Source organism: Exiguobacterium sp. s131, from assembly GCF_018617345.1.
GTDB lineage: Bacteria > Bacillota > Bacilli > Exiguobacteriales > Exiguobacteriaceae > Exiguobacterium > Exiguobacterium profundum.
In genome coordinates, this window is sequence record NZ_JACSJX010000001.1 from 486,165 (window position 1) to 503,123 (window position 16,959).

A 16,959-nucleotide genomic window follows, 5' to 3' on the forward strand; every position below is an offset into this window, starting at 1 on the left:
AGGAGGAATGCAAGATGGAAGCAATGACAACCTTGACTGGATTGAATGAACGGATTGCGAGCACGGAACAGCTGCTCGTCTACGTGTCACATCCGGGATGCAGTGTCTGTCATGCGCTGAAACCTCAGATTGAAGAGATGCTCCATCAGTTTCCGGAAATTGAGGCGGTCGCGGTGGATTCGGACGAGGTGCCGGAAGTCGCAGGCGCCTTCTCCATCTTCACCGTTCCGGTCGTCCTCTTTTTCATCAACGGGAAAGAAATGCTCCGTCGGGCACGATTCGTGCCAATCGGCGAACTGACGCATCAACTCGAACGCATGCAAGAAATGAGACGAGCGTGAACAGGATGCTCGGACATAATTAGCCGATTTTAAAGATTTGTGATAAAAACAGGGGACCGGTCACCGATTTTCGGTGGCAGGACCCCTCTTTTTAGTCCGAAATGCGTGCGCGAACCCATAAAAATGACAAGAGGCCTCCGTGAGCGACTTGTTCGCTCACGGAGGCCTCTTTCTTATGAATCTACTGAGTTATGTCCAGCCTCTTTCTTATTCTGCTGCTTGTGGGACGAGATAAATCAAGCCAAACGGGTTATGCAATAAGTTGTCGATGGTCGTCCGCTCGTCTTCTCCCATCTCGACCGTGAAGGCACGCCCGTCCTCGAAGGCGAAATGGTCGCCGTCGCCGAACATCGCGCCACCGGAGATGAGGTGGAAGTTGAACGAATGAATCACGTGAATGGCATCTTCAATGTCGAGTGTCATCGGTACGGCCACGTCCGCATGACCGAACGCTTTCATTCCCCATGACATATAGGCGTTCTCTTCTTCTGTGATGGCCGTGAGGAGCGAGTAGTCGAGTGCGAGGTCTTCTTCTTTTGACTCTTGCCACTCGTCTTTCGAGTAAGCGACACCAGCTGACTCGACCATGACCCCGAGTCCACCTGCGTTCAAGACGGCGTTGGCGGCACGGCGCGCCGCGGCGACGTCTGTCAAATCGTTGACGTCGACAATCAAGTAGACGACATGCGTGTGACGAGCGATTCCTTTCGCCACTTTCGGGGTGAATCCGCCAGAACTCGCGTGAAGCATCGCCTCGGCGAGGGCTGGGTCACGTTCCACGACTTCAACGGTGAACGCCTTGCCTGTCTCATCTTCGAGCAATAACAGACCGGCCATCGTGTAGCCTTCACTATGTAAACTGATTTGTTCGCTGACGCCTTCTGCGGAAGACCAGTTTCCGGGAATGGCGAGCATAACTTGTGTACGATTCATGTATATCATCCTTTTCTGCAAAAGTCAGGCCCCTCCTCAGGAGAGACCTGGTCTATCTCTTATTATGCCCTATTTTGGCATGAATTATTCTTGATATGTCTTCAATACTTCCTGAAGTGGGATTTGATCGATTTTTCGGCGGCTGATGAACGTACTCATAAAGAAGAGGAGAACGACAGCGCCAAGCGTATAGACGATATAGACCCATTCGAAGTCAAGTGGGAGCACGAGTCCATAATCTTCTGCAAAGACGACGATGATGACCCGAAGCGTCAACAGGGCGATGGGGATGCTCAAGAGGGCAGAGATGAGCGCATAGATGAAGTAGCTGTTCAAAATCATGGAGCGGACTTCCCGTTTTTGATATCCCATCACTTTCAACAAGGAGATGACGTAATAGTTCTTCTCGACCGTCAGTGCCGTCAAGACGAACAGGATGCTGAAAGCGATGAGGGACGCCCCACCAATCAAGACATTCATCATGAAATTCATATATTGGTTGATCGATTCGGACTGATCAATCAACCCTTGGCGTGACAGAATAGTCGAATAGTCCGATTCGCTCGGACGCTCCGTCGCATAGATGCCGTTGAACAGGTCATCCGTCGCCCCGTCCGTGAGTAGTTCACTTAACGTCGCCCGGGGCAAATAGGCGAAGTCGCCAGAGAATTCATCGGCAATCCCGATGATGGGATAGGTCAACGTGTCCCCGTCGAGTGCGACATCGATGTCTTGACCGACGTCGAGCCCGAGCTTCAGGGCTAGTGAGGAAGAGACGACAAGGCCGTCAGGTTCAACTGTCAACACATCCCCATCTTCGTTTTGGAGTGGGAACAAGGTGTTGTCGAAGTCTAGTCCCTTCAAGGTGATCAGGTTATCTTCGACAAAGGCGAACGGATAGGTGAGGAACGGTTCTTGTCCCGCTTCTAAAACCGGTGTCCCGTCTGTATACGCCTCGTATTCATACACCGCTTCGTTCAATCCGCCAACGGTCATACGGTCGACGGCGCCGTTCATCATGAGGGCGAAAACGATGAGAATCGTCGAGAAGAGGATACCGAGAAAGAAGATGAGAAAACTCCCCGTGCTCTTGACGGCATACAAATATTTGAACTTCGTCTTGCCACTCGCCCGTCTCAACAGGCGACTGACAAGTCGACTGAGTCGATTCAATGAGACATTGTCCCGTGGTGACAAGAGGGCAAGGGCGCTCTCACCCATAATTTTATAGATGACAGCTCCTGCAACGAGCGCAAAGAAGAGGAGCGGGGCGAACACGGCTGTCACGAACACGAGTGGACTTTGGGCGATGGTGATGGACGGTAAAAGATAGAAGTCGAGATAGAGTTCTTTCAACGGGTTCGCGAAATAAAGCCCCAGGAAATAACCGATGATGAGCATAAAGAATGCGAAAACCAAGATGAGCACCAAGTAAGGCGATGCGATTTGCCGACGACTATAACCAATCGCCTTCAACAGTCCGATTTGTCCTCGTTCCGCCTCGAGCATATTCGAGATCAGGATGGCGACGATGATGACAGCGATAGAAACGATAAAGAGACTGAGTCCGAGCGCCATCGCCTTGCCGGATGAAATCTCACTGTAGATGGCACCACTTCGGATAATATTTTCCGTCTCCATGACCGAGACGACAAACGGGAGGTCTATGTCGGTCTTGATCGCTTGATCGGTCACCCCGGACAGTCGGAAAGACTCTTGCCCGATGAATGTTTCGAACGATTCATCCGTCATCAAGAGGAGGGTCTGTGAACCAGGGTCCAAGTTGAAGAAGTTATCATCGAAGAGTGGGAGCGTATAGTCCGGAAAAAGGACAAATCCACTCACCGTGAACGGTTTGCCGATGTCGATTGTGTCTCCGATGTCGATGCCGTTCTCTTCTGCATATTTTTTATTGAGGGCGACTTCGTCATTCGCGCTCGGTCGATCACCGGCTTCGAGGTAGGAGCGGTTGATCGTGTCTGATTCTTTGACGATCAATCCCCGATGTTCAATATCATCGAACGTGTAGGTGATGGCTTTTAAGTCACGGAGTTCAATCGTAGCATCCGGCATCTCCTGTTCGACGGCAGCGATTCGCGATGCGATCAGACGATTGAAGACTTCCGCATCGGCTTGTTTGATGTCAGTCAATGTGAACGTTCCTGTTTCCGCGAGCGTGGCGAGAGCGGGGTCGCGTAACTCCTCTTCCGTCACCCGATTGAGCATGTCAATCGCAAAGTCTTCCTGATTCGATTCTTCCAGATACTCTTCAGTCGGGACCTCGATTCCACTGATGCCATAGAACATCATCGTGTACGTGAGTGAACTCATGACGATGATGATGGCGATGGCGAGGAGTTGCATCCACTTCCGATTTAATGTCTTCCAGACGTTTTTATACAGCATGTCGCCACCCCCTTATCCCCAATGGATGTCACGTGCCGCGACCCGGGTCTCATGATGGGTCACCTCCACGATTCGACCGGAGTTCATCTTGATGACATCGTCCGCCATCTCACTGATTCCATTATTGTGTGTGATGACGACGACTGTTTTTTGATACGTCTTGTTCAATCGTTCCAATAGTTCGAGTACTCTCTTCGAATTTTCCTCGTCGAGTGAGCCCGTCGGTTCGTCACAAAAGATGATGGCGGGATTTTTGGCGAGGCTGCGGGCGACGGAGACACGTTGCTGCTCACCGCCCGATAGTTGATAGGGGTATTTATCACGTGACGCTGTGAGCCCAACTTGTTCGAGCAATTCATCAATCGGCAGCGGGTCTTTCGTTAAGTCAGAACCAATTTGTACGTTCTCATAGACGGTCAAGTTTTGAAGAAGGTTGTATTGTTGGAAAATGAAGCCAAGATGGTCGCGTCGAAAAGCAGTCATCTGATCGACGGATAGGTCGGTCAGCACGGTGTCGCCGAACGTGATCTTACCTGAGGTGACCGTGTCGAGTCCGCTGATGACGTTGAGCAGTGTACTCTTCCCGCTCCCGCTTGGACCTAGGATCACGACGAACGCGCCATCCCGGATGGTGAGGTCGATGTCTTTCAAGGCGGCCGTTTCCACGTCGCCTGTCTTATAGATTTTGCTGACGTTCCGTAGTTCGATCATGCCACACACGCCTCCTTTATTTGTTATCTAAGGCATACCCTTTTCGAGAAGTGATTGGACGAGCTACACATAGGATGTTTTGAAAAAATAGTGAAACCGCTTCACCTGTGATAAAATAATATAACCAGGTACTAAAAACTTTTTTTAAGGGAGAACTCTTTATGAAGATTGCTTACATCACGGACAGTACGATTGTCCTTCCAGATGCATTAGCGCAACATCCTGACATCCACATTGTCCCGCTCTATGTCGTCAAAGGGGACCAGCCGTATAAAGATGGAATCGAAGTCGATGCGAAAACGGTTTACGAGTGGATTGACGCGGGAGAGCGCGTCTCGACGAGTCAGCCCGCGATCGGGGATTTCGTCACACTCTATGAAAAATTGAAAGAAGAGTACGATATGGGCATCGCGATTCACCTATCGTCTGACCTGAGTGGGACGTATTCGGCGTCCGTTCAAGGGGCTGAGATTGCGGAGTTCAAGTTGCTCGCCTTCGATTCACGGGCAGGTATCTATACGATGGGACTCATGTTCGAGGAGTTGATTGAACGCGTCGAAAGAGGCGATGCGCTTGAAGACGTGGAAGCATACATGAAGAAGCGCGTCGAGGACGTCCGCATCGAATTGACGCTTCAAAACTTGACGCAGATGCAAAAAGGCGGTCGAATCTCTAAATCGAAGGCGCTCATCGGGAACATGCTTCAATTGAAACCTGTACTTCGATTCGAAGACGGTTTGATTGTCCCGTATCAAACGGTCCGCACATACAAGAAAGCACAAGCCCATTTGTTCGAAGTGTTACGTGCGGCAATCGAGTCCGGTGAATGTCAGGACGTCTCGATTTTCCACGGAAATGTCCCTGAGCTTGCTGAGGAGTGGAAAAAACAACTCGGTGACACGATTCCGATCAGAGTTGATACACTCGCACCACTTCTTGGGGCGCATACGGGATCCGGGTCAATTGGAATTTCTTATTTGAAAGCGAAATAATGATTAAGGGCGGTCCTCCTACGAGGATCGCCCTTTTACGTATTCTTTTGTTTCCGCAAATAGAGAAGTGTGATAATGAGCGAATAGATGATCAAAAACGTGATTATAAATAGAGAAAAGTCCATGGTTAGCCCCCTTTATCCAAGTTGTTGCCGACATCTAGAAAAGCAAAACATCAAATTGGGAATTATTTCAATATTTCATTGTCTCAACTTTCAAACAATTGCTGGAATGTTTTTGCATTTCGGGTCATACTAGAAAAAATGAACGAGAAAAGGGGGGAAGACGATGCGATTTCGGAAGTACCTAGTTCGGAGCTGGTTCGCGTGGACGCTCGTCTTCACGGGAGTGACGTATTTGACTTTCCAGAACCTTGAGGCGTTCGACTGGCCGTTGTTTTGGTTCATCTATACGCTTGGGGCATTGTTCGTCATGAATCCTTTAAAGCGCAGGCATCTTCACTTCACGTTCCATGAGATGTTTGTCTTTATCACATTCTTTTTATACGGACTGGCGCCCGCACTGTTGATGGGGCAATTGCTCCTCTTCACGTTTCAGGTGCGAGCCTTTAATCGTCGCGTCGGGCGAAGACGGTTCCTTCATTTCTATCCGCTCAACACGGTGATTGAATGTCTGGTCGTTCTGTTGCCGGGGATCGCCTATATCGCACTCGGTGGACAAATCGGAGAGCCCGTTCATTTGATGCAACAAGGATGGGCGATGGTAGCCTTTTTGGGGACTCTGTTCCTTGTCCTTATGATGAGTTTCGCTTTATCCTACTTCATGGTCGGAGAACGGATCCCGTTCCCGATTATGTGGCGACTGATCCGATTTGACTGGCTTGTCGTATCACTCGAACTACTGTTCGCGATGATTGCCATCGAGTCGTATCTCATCTTTGGTTATGTCGGGCTCATCGTCACGTTCTTCGTACTATCTGTCCTAAAGATGACGATGTCGAAAGCGACGGAGACGGAAGAAACCAAGTCGAGAGTCGACCAAGTCGAACGCTTGAAAGAACAGCTGTACCGCGTGGACAGCGAGCAACTGTTGATTGAGAAGTTTTGGAACGGTCTACGTGATATCGTCGAAGTGGAGCGTGGATGGTTGCAGGTCAACCGAAACGGGGAGCGGACGTTTTATGATATGACCGGTCGCGTCATCCCGAGTGTGCCGGATGCCTTCACGATTGAACGCTATCAAGATGAGGATGAGCCATGTTTCGTCTATGACTCGCTTCATGAATGGCATCCCGAATTGCAGCAACAGCAACAAGAACTACATCATTCGGCGCTCGTCATCCAACCCGTTTGGGGAGCAGAGACGGCGGTCAGCTGCATGGTATCGACGACAGCAAACGGGGCATACGAAACTCCGATTGCGGTTGAAGTGAACCGCCTCCTCAAGACGTTATCTTGGTCAATCGAACGCATCGATGAACGCAAACGTTTGCAACACGAGAGTTTGACAGATCCGTTAACGGGATTACATAATCAGCGGGCACTACGACGTTGGACGAAAGAACGTTTGAACGATGTGGCGTCCTATCCGCTCTCTGTTTTATTGATCGATTTGGACCACTTCAAATCGATCAATGACACATACGGGCATGCATTCGGGGACGAGGTGTTGATTGAAGCAGGTCAACTCTTTACTCGCAATGTTCGAGCGACGGACTTGGTGACGCGCTACGGAGGCGAAGAGTTCGTGTTCGTCTTCCCGAGAATGGATGAGGCGGCCGCCAATCTGGTCGGTGAAAAGATACGAAACGCCTTGAAGCGCCATGATTTTGGGACAGAAGGCACGCGCATCACGGTGACGGCGAGTATCGGGATTGAAACGATTTATGAATATGAAGACCTCGATACAGTCTTGCGACATGCGGACCGGGCCATGTATGTCGGGGCGAAATTTAACGGGCGAGATCGTGTCGCCCACTATCATGATCTGTCGACAGAGGTCAGATGAAAGGAGGATCCCCAAAATGGTGGATCCTCCTTTCGTATGAAATGATTATGAGTTCGTATTATAAAGTTCAGATTCAACCGCATGAACGGCGGCTGACCAGGAGCCATAGCGATGCAAGATCGCTTTCGTTGAAGGTTTGTTGTTGCGCTTTGCCCATTCACGGTAAGCTTCGAATGAGAGCGAGAAGCCCATTTCCTGAATGGCTTCACGAAGGGCGTTCGAGAGTTCTGTTTTCGAATAGGTCACACTCGCCTCAAGTCCTGCCTCGGCACAGGCATCATGCCACGAACCGAACGTCTTGACGATATGATAATGGCTCGGTGCCTTCGGATGGAGCTTTCGCCATTGCTGATACTTCTTCAAGGTGATGATCGAGCCCATGTCTCGCGAATAAATGGCGAGCGTCTCGATGATGTCCTCGCGTGTATACTTCGGCATTTTGTCTGGCAATTCGACGGTTGACTCTCCATGCCATTCATAGCCTGCGATGGCAAGTGCCTCAGCCCATGACCCGAACTGACGAATGATCGACTCAGGAGACGGCCAATTCTGTTCCATTGCGAAGCGGCGATAGACAGAACGGCGTGGACGTTCCTTCAACAAGTCCCCGAGAAGACGAATGCAATGGATCATCCTTTGCTGTTCGGTAGACAAGTGATGGGATTTAGTGGATAGCGTTTGATTCAATGATGGTTCCTCCTTCCGTGGACTCAAATCTGAATCGACAAAGATAAAAAAATGCTCCTACAATCATACTATCGGATTGTTTTTCGGATTTATTAACGTGATTTTGAAAAATTTTAAACAATTCCTAGGAATTGGATAGGACTAAAGTCGCAGTTGATAATTTCAAAAAATGGTAACAGTTCTATTACAAATTAAATCGAATTTTGAGAGAAATGTAAACATAAAGTTTTAATCACCTAAATTTGTAATATTTTTATAAAAAAGTACCCAGCTGGAGAGTTGGGGTCATCGCCTTCGCTCCAGATGAGTACCCTTCTATAATAAATTTAATTTTCAGACTAATCAATCAAATATTGAAATTACGGCAAAAAAATTTTAATGGCTGGTCAATGAAAGACCGATTCTGCTAAAATAGCCGCATTGAGTGAAAAACAGAAAAGAGGATCATCACTATGACAGTTTGGTTATTTTATACGTTACTTGGATTGATTCAAGGGTTCACAGAGCCCATCCCGATTTCATCGAGCGGACATCTTGTCATCTTCCAAGAACTATTTAACATTGACTTGCCGGGATTGTCATTTGAAGTTTTCGTAAACTTTGCATCGCTTCTTGCGGTTTTAACAATCTATCGTCAAGACGTCGTTCGTCTCATCATGAGTTTGTGGACGTTTTTATTTAAGAAAGACCGTTCGGATGAGACGATGGTCGACGTGAAGTTCATCGGGCTGTTACTTGTCGCGACCGTTCCGGCCGGTGTGCTCGGTGTCCTGTTTGGTGACTGGATCGCCGAGGTGCTCGGTGGCGTGGCGACAGTCGGCTATACACTCATCATTACGGGACTCGCCCTCTGGTTCATCCGGAATATGCGAGGAAACAAGGGCGACGGTGGCATTACGCTACGTGACGCCGTATTGATCGGACTTGCTCAGGCCGTGGCGCTCATTCCTGGGATCAGCCGTTCCGGAGCGACTATCGTTATGGCGATGCTCCTCGGAATCAAACAGGAATCCGCGCTTCGGTTCTCGTTCTTCCTGTTCATTCCGATTAGTCTCGGGACGATGATCTTGGACGGTCCGACGTTGTTCACAAACCCAGACACGCGTGATTTGTTCGGTCCGCTCATTTTGGCATTTATCGCATCATACGTGTTGACGGCCATTTCATTGAAGTGGTTCCAGCACATCATGGCAAAAGGCGAATTGAAGTATTTTTCATATTACTGCTGGATTGTCGGGCTTCTCGTCGTCCTCTTTCTCGCATAATCGAGGCGCTACTCTCACGAGTAGCGTTTTTTGTTTTGCGAAATAAAAACAATTGCGATACAGTAAACCTGTACAAACAAATATTCCTTCGGGGTCGGGTGAAATTCCCAACCGGCGGTGATGGGCCTATGCCCTAAGTCCGTGACCCGGGCGCACGTGTGCGAACGGTGGATCTAGTGAGACTCTAGAGCCGACAGTATAGTCTGGATGGGAGAAGGAACAAAAAACAGGTCCACGTGACCTGTGCTTCGTCGTACGCTTTTCTGTATAGAAAACGTTTATTTGGCTTGCCAAAATTCGACGAAACCCTCCCACCAAGACCCTAAGGACTGCTCCTTAGGGTCTTTTGTTTGTACGGAAAAAGGAGGGAGAACGATGAAACAGTACATGGAACAGGCCATTCAATTGGCGAAATCAGCCGATGGACAGACCGGTGTCAATCCACTCGTCGGTGCCGTTCTCGTGAAAGACGGACGTATCGTCGGAATGGGTGCCCACCTTAAGGCGGGCGAACCACATGCTGAAGTGCATGCGATTCGAATGGCCGGTGCGGCTGCATCCGGGGCGACTTTATATGTCACGCTCGAACCGTGCTCGCATCACGGTAAGACACCACCGTGCGCCGATTTGATTGTAGAATCGGGCATCAAACGTGTCGTCGTCGCCATGAAAGATCCGAATCCACTCGTCGCAGGCAATGGGATCGTGCGCCTGCAAGCGGCCGGTGTCGAAGTCGATGTGGGTCTGCTTGAGGAAGAGGCGCGTGCCTTGAATACGGCATTTTTGCGGTCGCTTGAGACGAAACGACCATACGTCATCTTGAAGACGGCAACGAGCCTCGATGGGAAAGTTGCCTTAGAGACGGGGGAGAGTCAATGGGTGACGAGTTCGGAAGCCCGTCGTGATGTGCATGAACTTCGTGCCAAGGTCGATGCGATTTTGACCGGGATTGGAACGGTACTCGCGGATGACCCATCGCTTACGGTTCGATTGGACCGCGTGACGCGACAGCCGAAACGAGTCGTGCTCGACCGTGACCTGAGGTTACCGCTCGCTAGTACGTTAGCACGTACCGCCGAAGACGTCCCGGTGCTCCTCTTCACTTCGTCAGATGAGGCAGAACGACGTGAACGAGCTCAAGCCGTCGGTATCGAATTATTCGATTATACGTCACTCGGCCCGGTTCTTGAGACGCTATACGCAAATGGGATTGGGCGTGTGTTGATCGAGGCCGGACCGACGCTTGTCACCTCACTTCTTGACGGAGGCTACGTGGATGAATGGGTCGCCTATCAATCACCACGGGTGTTCGGTGGGAAGCATGGCGTCTATCACTCACAGCAGGAAGGGACGATCGATGGGATATCCCGTTTTACGATTCATCAGGTCGAAACGATTGGACCCGACCTGAAAGTCGTCCTTCGAAAGGGGGCGCTCTGATGTTCACGGGAATCGTAGAAGAAATCGGAGCGGTCAAAGCGGTCAAGCGCAACGGACCATCTTTACGACTCGTTTTGTCCACTGTGAAAGTGCTTGAGGATGTGAAGCTCGGGGACAGCATTGCCGTGAATGGGATCTGTCTCACGGTGACGACGTTTGATGACGCGACGTTCTCTGTCGATGTCATGCCAGAAACATTGAAGGCATCAAGTCTAGATGGGGTCAAGCCTGGAACACCTGTCAATCTCGAACGAGCGATGCCGGCGAACGGACGGTTTGGCGGACATTTCGTATCCGGTCATGTCGACGGGGTCGGGCGAATCACGAAGAAACGTCCTCTCGCGAATGCGGTCTATGTTGATATCCAGTGTGACCGCGCGCTCCTTTCCTACATTGTCCCGAAAGGCTCGATATCTGTAGATGGAACGAGTTTGACTGTGTTTGACGTGTCAGAGCGTGGGTTTACCCTGTCCTTGATTCCACACACATACAGCGAGACCGTGCTTGGGATGAAACAGACGGGTGATTTAGTCAATTTAGAATGTGATCTGTTAGCAAAATATATGGAAAAGGTCGTCGGGCAGTCGAAGATGACGCTCGAGTCTTTGGCGGAACAAGGATATGGAAAGGCGGGATGGTAATGTTTGATTCGATTGAACGGGCGGTTGAGGAACTGAGACGAGGACGTCCCATCATCGTCGTGGATGATGAGGACCGTGAGAATGAAGGGGACTTTGTCGTACTCGGTGACAAGATGACACCGGAAACGATGAACTTTTTGATCACGGAAGGGAAAGGACTCGTCTGTAGCGCCGTAGCAGAAGAAGTGGCAGTTCGTCTCGACCTCGCGCCGATGGTGACGAACAGTACAGACCCACACGGTACCGCCTTCACGGTCAGTGTCGACCATATCGATTCGACGACTGGTATCTCGGCGAGTGAACGGTCTCACACCGTTCGTGAGTTAGCGAACCCATCGTCCCATCCATCCGATTTTCAACGTCCGGGACATCTGTTCCCGCTCATTGCGAAGAAGGGAGGCGTCTCCGTTCGCCGAGGTCATACCGAAGCGTCTGTCGACCTGGCGCGACTCGCAGGAAGTGAGCCGGTCGCGGTCATCTGTGAAATCATTCGAGATGACGGGGAGATGGCACGCGTACCTGATTTGGTACAAGTCGCTGAACGCCACGGGTTGGCATTCATCACTATCGAAGCGTTAGTCCGATATATGGAGGAGAACCTCGTCACACGTGTTGCGGACGTGTCCCTACCTTCCTCAAAAGGAACGTTTCGCATGATAGGGTATGAGAATCGAATGGACCGTGAAGAGCATGTGGCGCTCGTGACGGAGACACTTGAGGAGGTCCCGCTCGTTCGCATTCACTCCGAATGTCTGACCGGTGACGTCTTCGGTTCGTTCCGATGTGATTGCGGTCCGCAACTAGACACGGCGATGGCACGAATCGAGCAGGAATCGGGCATCGTGCTCTATATGCGTCAAGAAGGGCGAGGCATCGGACTGTTGAACAAACTGAAGGCGTACGCCCTTCAAGAGAATGGATTGGATACGGTCGAGGCGAACGTGGCACTCGGGTTTCATCCGGACCTTCGGGACTATCGGGTGAGCGCGGCGATGCTTCGTGATCTTGGCGTCACCCGTGTCCGGCTCATGACGAACAACCCCGATAAAGTCGATGCCTTGGAATCATGTGGCATCACAGTCGTCGAACGCGTTCCGATTCATGTCGGTGCGCATGAAGCGAACGAATCGTATCGCCTGACGAAACAACTCAAAATGAATCATATTGGAGGAACATGGACATGACCTATACATTTGAAGGAAACTTAGTTGGAGAAGGCTTAAAGATTGGAATCGTCGTCGGACGGTTCAACGACTTGATCACGATGCGTCTGCTTGACGGGGCGAAGGATGCCTTGAAACGTCATGGAGTGAAGGAAGAGGATGTGTCGCTCGCTTTCGTCCCAGGAGCATTTGAACTTCCGCTCGTCGCGAAAAAAATGGCGATGAGCAAACAATACGACGCGGTCATCACGCTCGGAGCCGTCATTCGTGGTGCGACCCCGCATTTTGATTACGTCTGTAACGAAGCGGCAAAAGGGATCGCCCAGGCGAGCTATCAATCCGAAGTCCCGGTCATCTTCGGCGTGTTGACGACGGAGACGATTGAACAGGCGATTGAGCGTGCAGGAACAAAAGCAGGCAACAAAGGGTGGGAAGCGGCGACTTCTGCCATCGAGATGGCCAATCTGTTAAAGCAAGTCTAATCAAAACCGGGTGGCAATCACCCGGTTTTTCAAATGGTTGAACTAGGATGAAAAAACTGAAAAATGGGTAAAATAAGTGCATGGAACGAATGCATGTATTTGAACGATAAGGGAGGTTTGGCACATGGCAACTTCGCACGAATCATTGACGTTACAGTTACAACAACAAGAGCGACTCCATCACCTGCTTTCGTCACTCCTCAATCGTTTTTTAACGACAGAGATTGCGGATTTCAAAAAGCGGGTTGACCAATCGCTAGCCGAACTTGGACATTATTTCGCGGTCGACCGCGTCTATGTCTTCGATTATGATTTTACGAATCAAGTCTGCCATAACACGTTCGAATGGTGCGCCGAAGGAATCACGGCTGAAATGGACAATCTTCAAGACGTGCCGATTGATGTGCTGCCCGAGTGGGTGAATATCCATGTGGCGGGTGAGACGATGTATATTCCACGGGTCGTCGATCTACCTGAAGGGAGCGACGTCCGCGCCATCTTAGAACCGCAAGCGATTCAAAGTTTGCTCGCGGTCCCCATGATGCAAGGGAAGTCGTGTCAGGGATTTGTCGGGTTTGATTCCGTCGTCTCGGAACGGACGTACACGGAGTACGAACAACAGGCGCTACAAGATTTCAGCAATGCGCTACTCGGGGCGGTCGAGCGACACCGCATCGAGGCCGGGCGGGAAGAAGCGCAGCGGGTCCTCGCCGAGCGTGAAAAAGAATTGATCGATTATCAAGAGGGGCTTGTCCGCACGCTGTTACGTTTGTCCGCACTCCGTAACAACGAGACGGGGAACCATATCGAGCGGGTGCAGGATTTGTCGACGCTATTCGCGACGATTTTATACGATCATCACCATCCGGAAGTGTCACCGCTCTTCATCGAAGGAATCCGTCTCGCGGCACCGCTCCATGATATCGGCAAAATCTCTGTTCCGGACGCAATCTTACTCAAAGCGAATCAACTGTCCGACCAGGAATGGGTATTCATGCGCGACCATGTGCGTGTCGGCGGCGAAGTGTTGAAGGATTTGCAGACACAGTTCCCTCAGAATTACTTCATTCAAATGGCCTATCACATCGCACTGTATCATCACGAGCGCTGGGACGGCACCGGGTACAACCAAGGACTGAAAGGGGAAGACATCCCGCTTGCGGCTCGAATCGTCACCATCATCGACGTCTATGACGCACTACGGACGGTCCGACCGTATAAACCGGCCTATACTCATGAGGATGCGATTCTTGCGATGCGAAATATGGAAGGGGCGTTCGACCCGACTTTGTTCGAATTATTCCTGGTTCATCAAGAAGAAATCGCCATCATGTTCGAGCAGACATTTAAAGCACACTAAAAAGGAGACGTCCCCTCGGGGGAGCGTCTCCTTTTTGATTAGAACGTTTCAGATGTTGTTTTCGCTTGCATGTGGAGTTGGATGTAATCCGGGCCACCTGCTTTTGAATCCGTACCTGACATGTTGAATCCACCGAACGGCTGATAGCCGACGATTGCGCCTGTGCAACCACGGTTGAAGTAAAGGTTCCCAACGTGGAAGTTTTGGCGAGCGTATTCTTGATTCATACGGTCACGTGTGAGGACCGCCCCTGTCAAGCCGTACTCTGTGTTGTTCGCGATATCGATTGCTTCTTTGAAGTCTTTCGCTTTCGTGAAGGCGACGATTGGTCCGAAAATCTCTTCTTGCATGAGGCGTGCTTTCGGGTCGACGTCTGCGACGACAGTCGGCTCGATGAAGTAGCCTGTTGAATCGTCTGCTTTCCCACCTGCGACGATGCGTCCTTCTTCTTTTGCGACATCGAAGTACGATGTGATCTTCTTGAAGGCCGATGCGTCGATGACTGGTCCCATGAAGTGTTCGTTCTTCTCTGTGTTTCCGACAGAGAGTTCGTTCGTGAGTTCGACGACACGGTCGAGTACCGTATCATACACGCTGTCGACGATGACGGCACGTGAACAAGCCGAACATTTCTGACCAGAGAAACCGAATGCCGATTTCACGATCGATTGTGCAGCGAGCTCGAGGTCGGCTGATTCGTCGACGACGATCGTATCTTTTCCACCCATCTCCGCGATCACGCGTTTGAGCCAAATTTGACCTTCGTTCAATTTAGACGCACGTTCGTTGATGCGGAGTCCTACATCACGCGATCCTGTGAAGCTGATGAAGCGTGTTTTCGGATGATCGACGAGATAGTCCCCGACTTCTGCACCCGGTCCCGGGATGAAGTTGAGCACGCCTTTTGGAAGACCTGCCTCTTCCATCACTTCGACGAATTTCGCAGCGACGATTGGCGTCGTCGAAGCTGGTTTTAAGAGAATTGTGTTACCGGCGACGATGGCCGCAACTGCTGTACCGGCCATGATTGCGAATGGGAAGTTCCATGGGCTGATGACGATCCCGACCCCGAGTGGGATGTAGTCATACCGGTTGTATTCGCCTGGGCGGCTCTCCACTTTCTTGCCTGGTTTGAGTTCGAGCATTTGACGTGCATAATATTCCATGAAGTCGATTGCTTCCGCTGTATCCGCATCTGCCTCGTTCCACGGTTTACCCGCTTCTTTGACGAGGTAAGCCGAGAACTCGTGCTTACGCTTGCGGACGATGTTCGCTGCTTTGAACAAGACGTCGGCGCGGACAGCCGGGTCGACATGGCGCCATGAGTCAAATGCTGTGAGTGCTTCTTGCATCGCACGTTCTGCGAGCTCTTGGTTCGCTTTTGACACGCGACCGATCACTTCTTCTTTGTTAGCCGGGTTGTAAGACGTGATTTTACCTTCCGTCGTAACCTTTTCCCCACCAATTACGAGCGGATAGTCTTTCCCGAGCTCACCGTTCACTTTCTCGATTGCCGCTTGGATTGCTTCGGCATTCTCTTTTTGTGTAAAGTCTGTGAATGGTTCATGTTTGTATGGAATCATTCTCGTTCCCCCTTAAAGTGATGTTGAGCGTTAAAGCGCTTACGTCTGTATTGTATCGAAATTATCGTAGAAATCCTAGTGAAACAATTTTCCAGAAACACATGGCATTGGAGCAAGAAATCGAGACGTGATAGGATGGGGGAGAACACGGCTTTAGAAAGGACGAACAACATGAAAAAATGGTTCATTCCGCTACTCCTCGTCTTCATGCTCGGGGCATGTGGAAACGAGGAAGAGACGGTGGTAGAAGAGACAGACCGCGCATTGCCGGACGCTGTCACGGACGTGTACGCAGACTATCAGACGGCACTCGAGTCTGGAGACGCCGAGGCACTCGCATCAATTGATTATGCTGGCCGGTTGACCGAGATTCCGGCGACTGGTGCCGTCACCCGTCAATTGTCTCCTGGTGAGATTTATAAGAGCTGGGTCAACGAAGAGGAAGACGTGGCGTTCCTTGTCCATGAGATGATCGATGAAGAAGGGAACCCGCTCCCGAACCGACTCAGTAAAATTGCCGTGAAGGAAGGGGATGAGTGGTCACTCGTCATCACACCGGTCGCTTTACCAAAAGACGTGATTGCCGAGGTCGGAGAGTTACTCATCGGTGTCCAGGCGAACGAGTACGGAGTGAATGCCGAAGCGAACGCCCGTCTCGCCGAGATTCCGGAAGATGAGGCTGGTCCGATCTATGACCAAGTCAACGCACAGACGGACTATATGGCGCTCGAGGCAGACAATAACGTCTTCCTGCTCATGGCGGAAACGTTGACGGTCGAGGAGAACCAAACCATCATGACCGACTATTTCAAAGCGTATGAGACGTGGTACACCGATAACGAGGAGACGCTCCGAAAAGCGGCTGCAACGGAAGATCCAGTCGAGTATATCGAAGTGCTTGACCCGTTAAAGACAAAATTAGAAGAAGCGATCGATGGCTATGACGAACAACTTGTCGACCCATCGTTTGGCTAAGGAGGAACAGCA

General features: G+C 50.7%; 15 protein-coding genes and 1 riboswitch. Of the genes, 10 read left to right on the plus strand and 5 right to left on the minus strand.

Annotation, left to right across the window (positions count from 1 at the left end; genetic code table 11):
* Nucleotides 1–14 precede the first annotated feature (14 nt).
* Entirely contained in the window at nucleotides 15–341 is a 327-nt protein-coding gene (locus KNO69_RS02555) for a thioredoxin family protein (RefSeq protein WP_078147419.1), read from the plus strand.
* A gap of 207 nt (nucleotides 342–548) precedes the next feature.
* Here KNO69_RS02555 and KNO69_RS02560 read toward each other — a convergent pair whose 3' ends face one another.
* From KNO69_RS02560 to KNO69_RS02570, 3 genes are all read right to left on the minus strand, one after another.
* Nucleotides 549–1,274 (minus strand): hypothetical protein, encoded by a 726-nt coding sequence (locus KNO69_RS02560; protein ID WP_078147418.1) that lies wholly within the window; start codon nucleotides 1,272–1,274, stop codon nucleotides 549–551.
* Nucleotides 1,275–1,358: 84 nt separating this feature from the next.
* Nucleotides 1,359–3,680: an ABC transporter permease gene (locus KNO69_RS02565; RefSeq protein ID WP_214815907.1), complete on the minus strand. Its 2,322-nt coding sequence runs from the start codon at nucleotides 3,678–3,680 to the stop codon at nucleotides 1,359–1,361.
* A 12-nt stretch (nucleotides 3,681–3,692) separates the two neighbouring features.
* On the minus strand, nucleotides 3,693–4,391 hold the full coding sequence (locus KNO69_RS02570; protein WP_078147416.1) for an ABC transporter ATP-binding protein: 699 nt from the start codon (nucleotides 4,389–4,391) through the stop codon (nucleotides 3,693–3,695).
* A gap of 161 nt (nucleotides 4,392–4,552) precedes the next feature.
* Here KNO69_RS02570 and KNO69_RS02575 point away from each other — a divergent pair, with 161 nt between their 5' ends.
* Together KNO69_RS02575 and KNO69_RS02580 are read left to right on the plus strand one after the other, a co-directional pair.
* The gene (locus KNO69_RS02575; protein ID WP_159562782.1) at nucleotides 4,553–5,383 is read left to right on the plus strand and encodes a DegV family protein; all 831 of its coding nucleotides are present in this window, start codon (nucleotides 4,553–4,555) and stop codon (nucleotides 5,381–5,383) included.
* A 288-nt stretch (nucleotides 5,384–5,671) separates the two neighbouring features.
* The gene (locus tag KNO69_RS02580) at nucleotides 5,672–7,351 is read left to right on the plus strand and encodes a sensor domain-containing diguanylate cyclase (protein ID WP_214815909.1); all 1,680 of its coding nucleotides are present in this window, start codon (nucleotides 5,672–5,674) and stop codon (nucleotides 7,349–7,351) included.
* A gap of 45 nt (nucleotides 7,352–7,396) precedes the next feature.
* Here KNO69_RS02580 and KNO69_RS02585 read toward each other — a convergent pair whose 3' ends face one another.
* Entirely contained in the window at nucleotides 7,397–8,038 is a 642-nt protein-coding gene (locus KNO69_RS02585; RefSeq protein WP_074036101.1) for a homing endonuclease associated repeat-containing protein, read from the minus strand.
* A gap of 452 nt (nucleotides 8,039–8,490) precedes the next feature.
* Between KNO69_RS02585 and KNO69_RS02590 the strand changes: the two genes are divergently transcribed.
* From KNO69_RS02590 to KNO69_RS02615, 6 genes are all read left to right on the plus strand, one after another.
* Complete coding sequence (locus KNO69_RS02590) at nucleotides 8,491–9,303, plus strand: undecaprenyl-diphosphate phosphatase (RefSeq protein WP_214815912.1); 813 nt, start codon at nucleotides 8,491–8,493, stop codon at nucleotides 9,301–9,303.
* Nucleotides 9,304–9,383: 80 nt separating this feature from the next.
* Nucleotides 9,384–9,526: riboswitch (FMN riboswitch) on the plus strand.
* 152 nt (nucleotides 9,527–9,678) lie between these two features.
* On the plus strand, nucleotides 9,679–10,743 hold the full coding sequence (ribD, locus tag KNO69_RS02595) for a bifunctional diaminohydroxyphosphoribosylaminopyrimidine deaminase/5-amino-6-(5-phosphoribosylamino)uracil reductase RibD (RefSeq protein WP_214815915.1): 1,065 nt from the start codon (nucleotides 9,679–9,681) through the stop codon (nucleotides 10,741–10,743).
* The gene (gene ribE / locus KNO69_RS02600) at nucleotides 10,743–11,384 is read left to right on the plus strand and encodes a riboflavin synthase (protein WP_214815918.1); all 642 of its coding nucleotides are present in this window, start codon (nucleotides 10,743–10,745) and stop codon (nucleotides 11,382–11,384) included. The genes ribD and ribE overlap by 1 nt, the downstream gene beginning before the upstream one ends.
* Complete coding sequence (ribB, locus tag KNO69_RS02605) at nucleotides 11,384–12,568, plus strand: 3,4-dihydroxy-2-butanone-4-phosphate synthase (RefSeq protein WP_214815921.1); 1,185 nt, start codon at nucleotides 11,384–11,386, stop codon at nucleotides 12,566–12,568. The genes ribE and ribB overlap by 1 nt, the downstream gene beginning before the upstream one ends.
* Nucleotides 12,565–13,029: a 6,7-dimethyl-8-ribityllumazine synthase gene (ribH, locus tag KNO69_RS02610; RefSeq protein ID WP_074036107.1), complete on the plus strand. Its 465-nt coding sequence runs from the start codon at nucleotides 12,565–12,567 to the stop codon at nucleotides 13,027–13,029. The genes ribB and ribH overlap by 4 nt, the downstream gene beginning before the upstream one ends.
* A gap of 124 nt (nucleotides 13,030–13,153) precedes the next feature.
* Nucleotides 13,154–14,389 (plus strand): GAF and HD-GYP domain-containing protein, encoded by a 1,236-nt coding sequence (locus KNO69_RS02615; RefSeq protein WP_214815923.1) that lies wholly within the window; start codon nucleotides 13,154–13,156, stop codon nucleotides 14,387–14,389.
* Nucleotides 14,390–14,427: 38 nt separating this feature from the next.
* Here the strand turns inward: KNO69_RS02615 and pruA are convergent, their stop codons facing one another.
* On the minus strand, nucleotides 14,428–15,972 hold the full coding sequence (gene pruA, locus KNO69_RS02620; RefSeq protein WP_159562777.1) for an L-glutamate gamma-semialdehyde dehydrogenase: 1,545 nt from the start codon (nucleotides 15,970–15,972) through the stop codon (nucleotides 14,428–14,430).
* A 171-nt stretch (nucleotides 15,973–16,143) separates the two neighbouring features.
* Between pruA and KNO69_RS02625 the strand changes: the two genes are divergently transcribed.
* Nucleotides 16,144–16,947, plus strand: a complete 804-nt coding sequence (locus KNO69_RS02625; protein WP_214811195.1) for a hypothetical protein — start codon at nucleotides 16,144–16,146, stop codon at nucleotides 16,945–16,947.
* The last annotated feature ends 12 nt before the right edge of the window (nucleotides 16,948–16,959 follow it).

What these genes read in the sequence shown, in the direction of transcription:
- KNO69_RS02555 (WP_078147419.1), top strand. Translation starts at nt 15, where the DNA reads ATGGAAGCAATGACAACCTTGACTGGATTGAATGAACGGATTGCGAGC.
- ribE (WP_214815918.1), top strand. Translation starts at nt 10,743, where the DNA reads ATGTTCACGGGAATCGTAGAAGAAATCGGAGCGGTCAAAGCGGTCAAG.
- ribD (WP_214815915.1), top strand. Translation starts at nt 9,679, where the DNA reads ATGAAACAGTACATGGAACAGGCCATTCAATTGGCGAAATCAGCCGAT.
- KNO69_RS02565 (WP_214815907.1), bottom strand. Translation starts at nt 3,680, where the DNA reads ATGCTGTATAAAAACGTCTGGAAGACATTAAATCGGAAGTGGATGCAA.
- KNO69_RS02580 (WP_214815909.1), top strand. Translation starts at nt 5,672, where the DNA reads ATGCGATTTCGGAAGTACCTAGTTCGGAGCTGGTTCGCGTGGACGCTC.
- KNO69_RS02560 (WP_078147418.1), bottom strand. Translation starts at nt 1,274, where the DNA reads ATGAATCGTACACAAGTTATGCTCGCCATTCCCGGAAACTGGTCTTCC.
- ribH (WP_074036107.1), top strand. Translation starts at nt 12,565, where the DNA reads ATGACCTATACATTTGAAGGAAACTTAGTTGGAGAAGGCTTAAAGATT.
- KNO69_RS02590 (WP_214815912.1), top strand. Translation starts at nt 8,491, where the DNA reads ATGACAGTTTGGTTATTTTATACGTTACTTGGATTGATTCAAGGGTTC.
- KNO69_RS02625 (WP_214811195.1), top strand. Translation starts at nt 16,144, where the DNA reads ATGAAAAAATGGTTCATTCCGCTACTCCTCGTCTTCATGCTCGGGGCA.
- KNO69_RS02570 (WP_078147416.1), bottom strand. Translation starts at nt 4,391, where the DNA reads ATGATCGAACTACGGAACGTCAGCAAAATCTATAAGACAGGCGACGTG.
- KNO69_RS02575 (WP_159562782.1), top strand. Translation starts at nt 4,553, where the DNA reads ATGAAGATTGCTTACATCACGGACAGTACGATTGTCCTTCCAGATGCA.
- pruA (WP_159562777.1), bottom strand. Translation starts at nt 15,972, where the DNA reads ATGATTCCATACAAACATGAACCATTCACAGACTTTACACAAAAAGAG.
- KNO69_RS02615 (WP_214815923.1), top strand. Translation starts at nt 13,154, where the DNA reads ATGGCAACTTCGCACGAATCATTGACGTTACAGTTACAACAACAAGAG.
- ribB (WP_214815921.1), top strand. Translation starts at nt 11,384, where the DNA reads ATGTTTGATTCGATTGAACGGGCGGTTGAGGAACTGAGACGAGGACGT.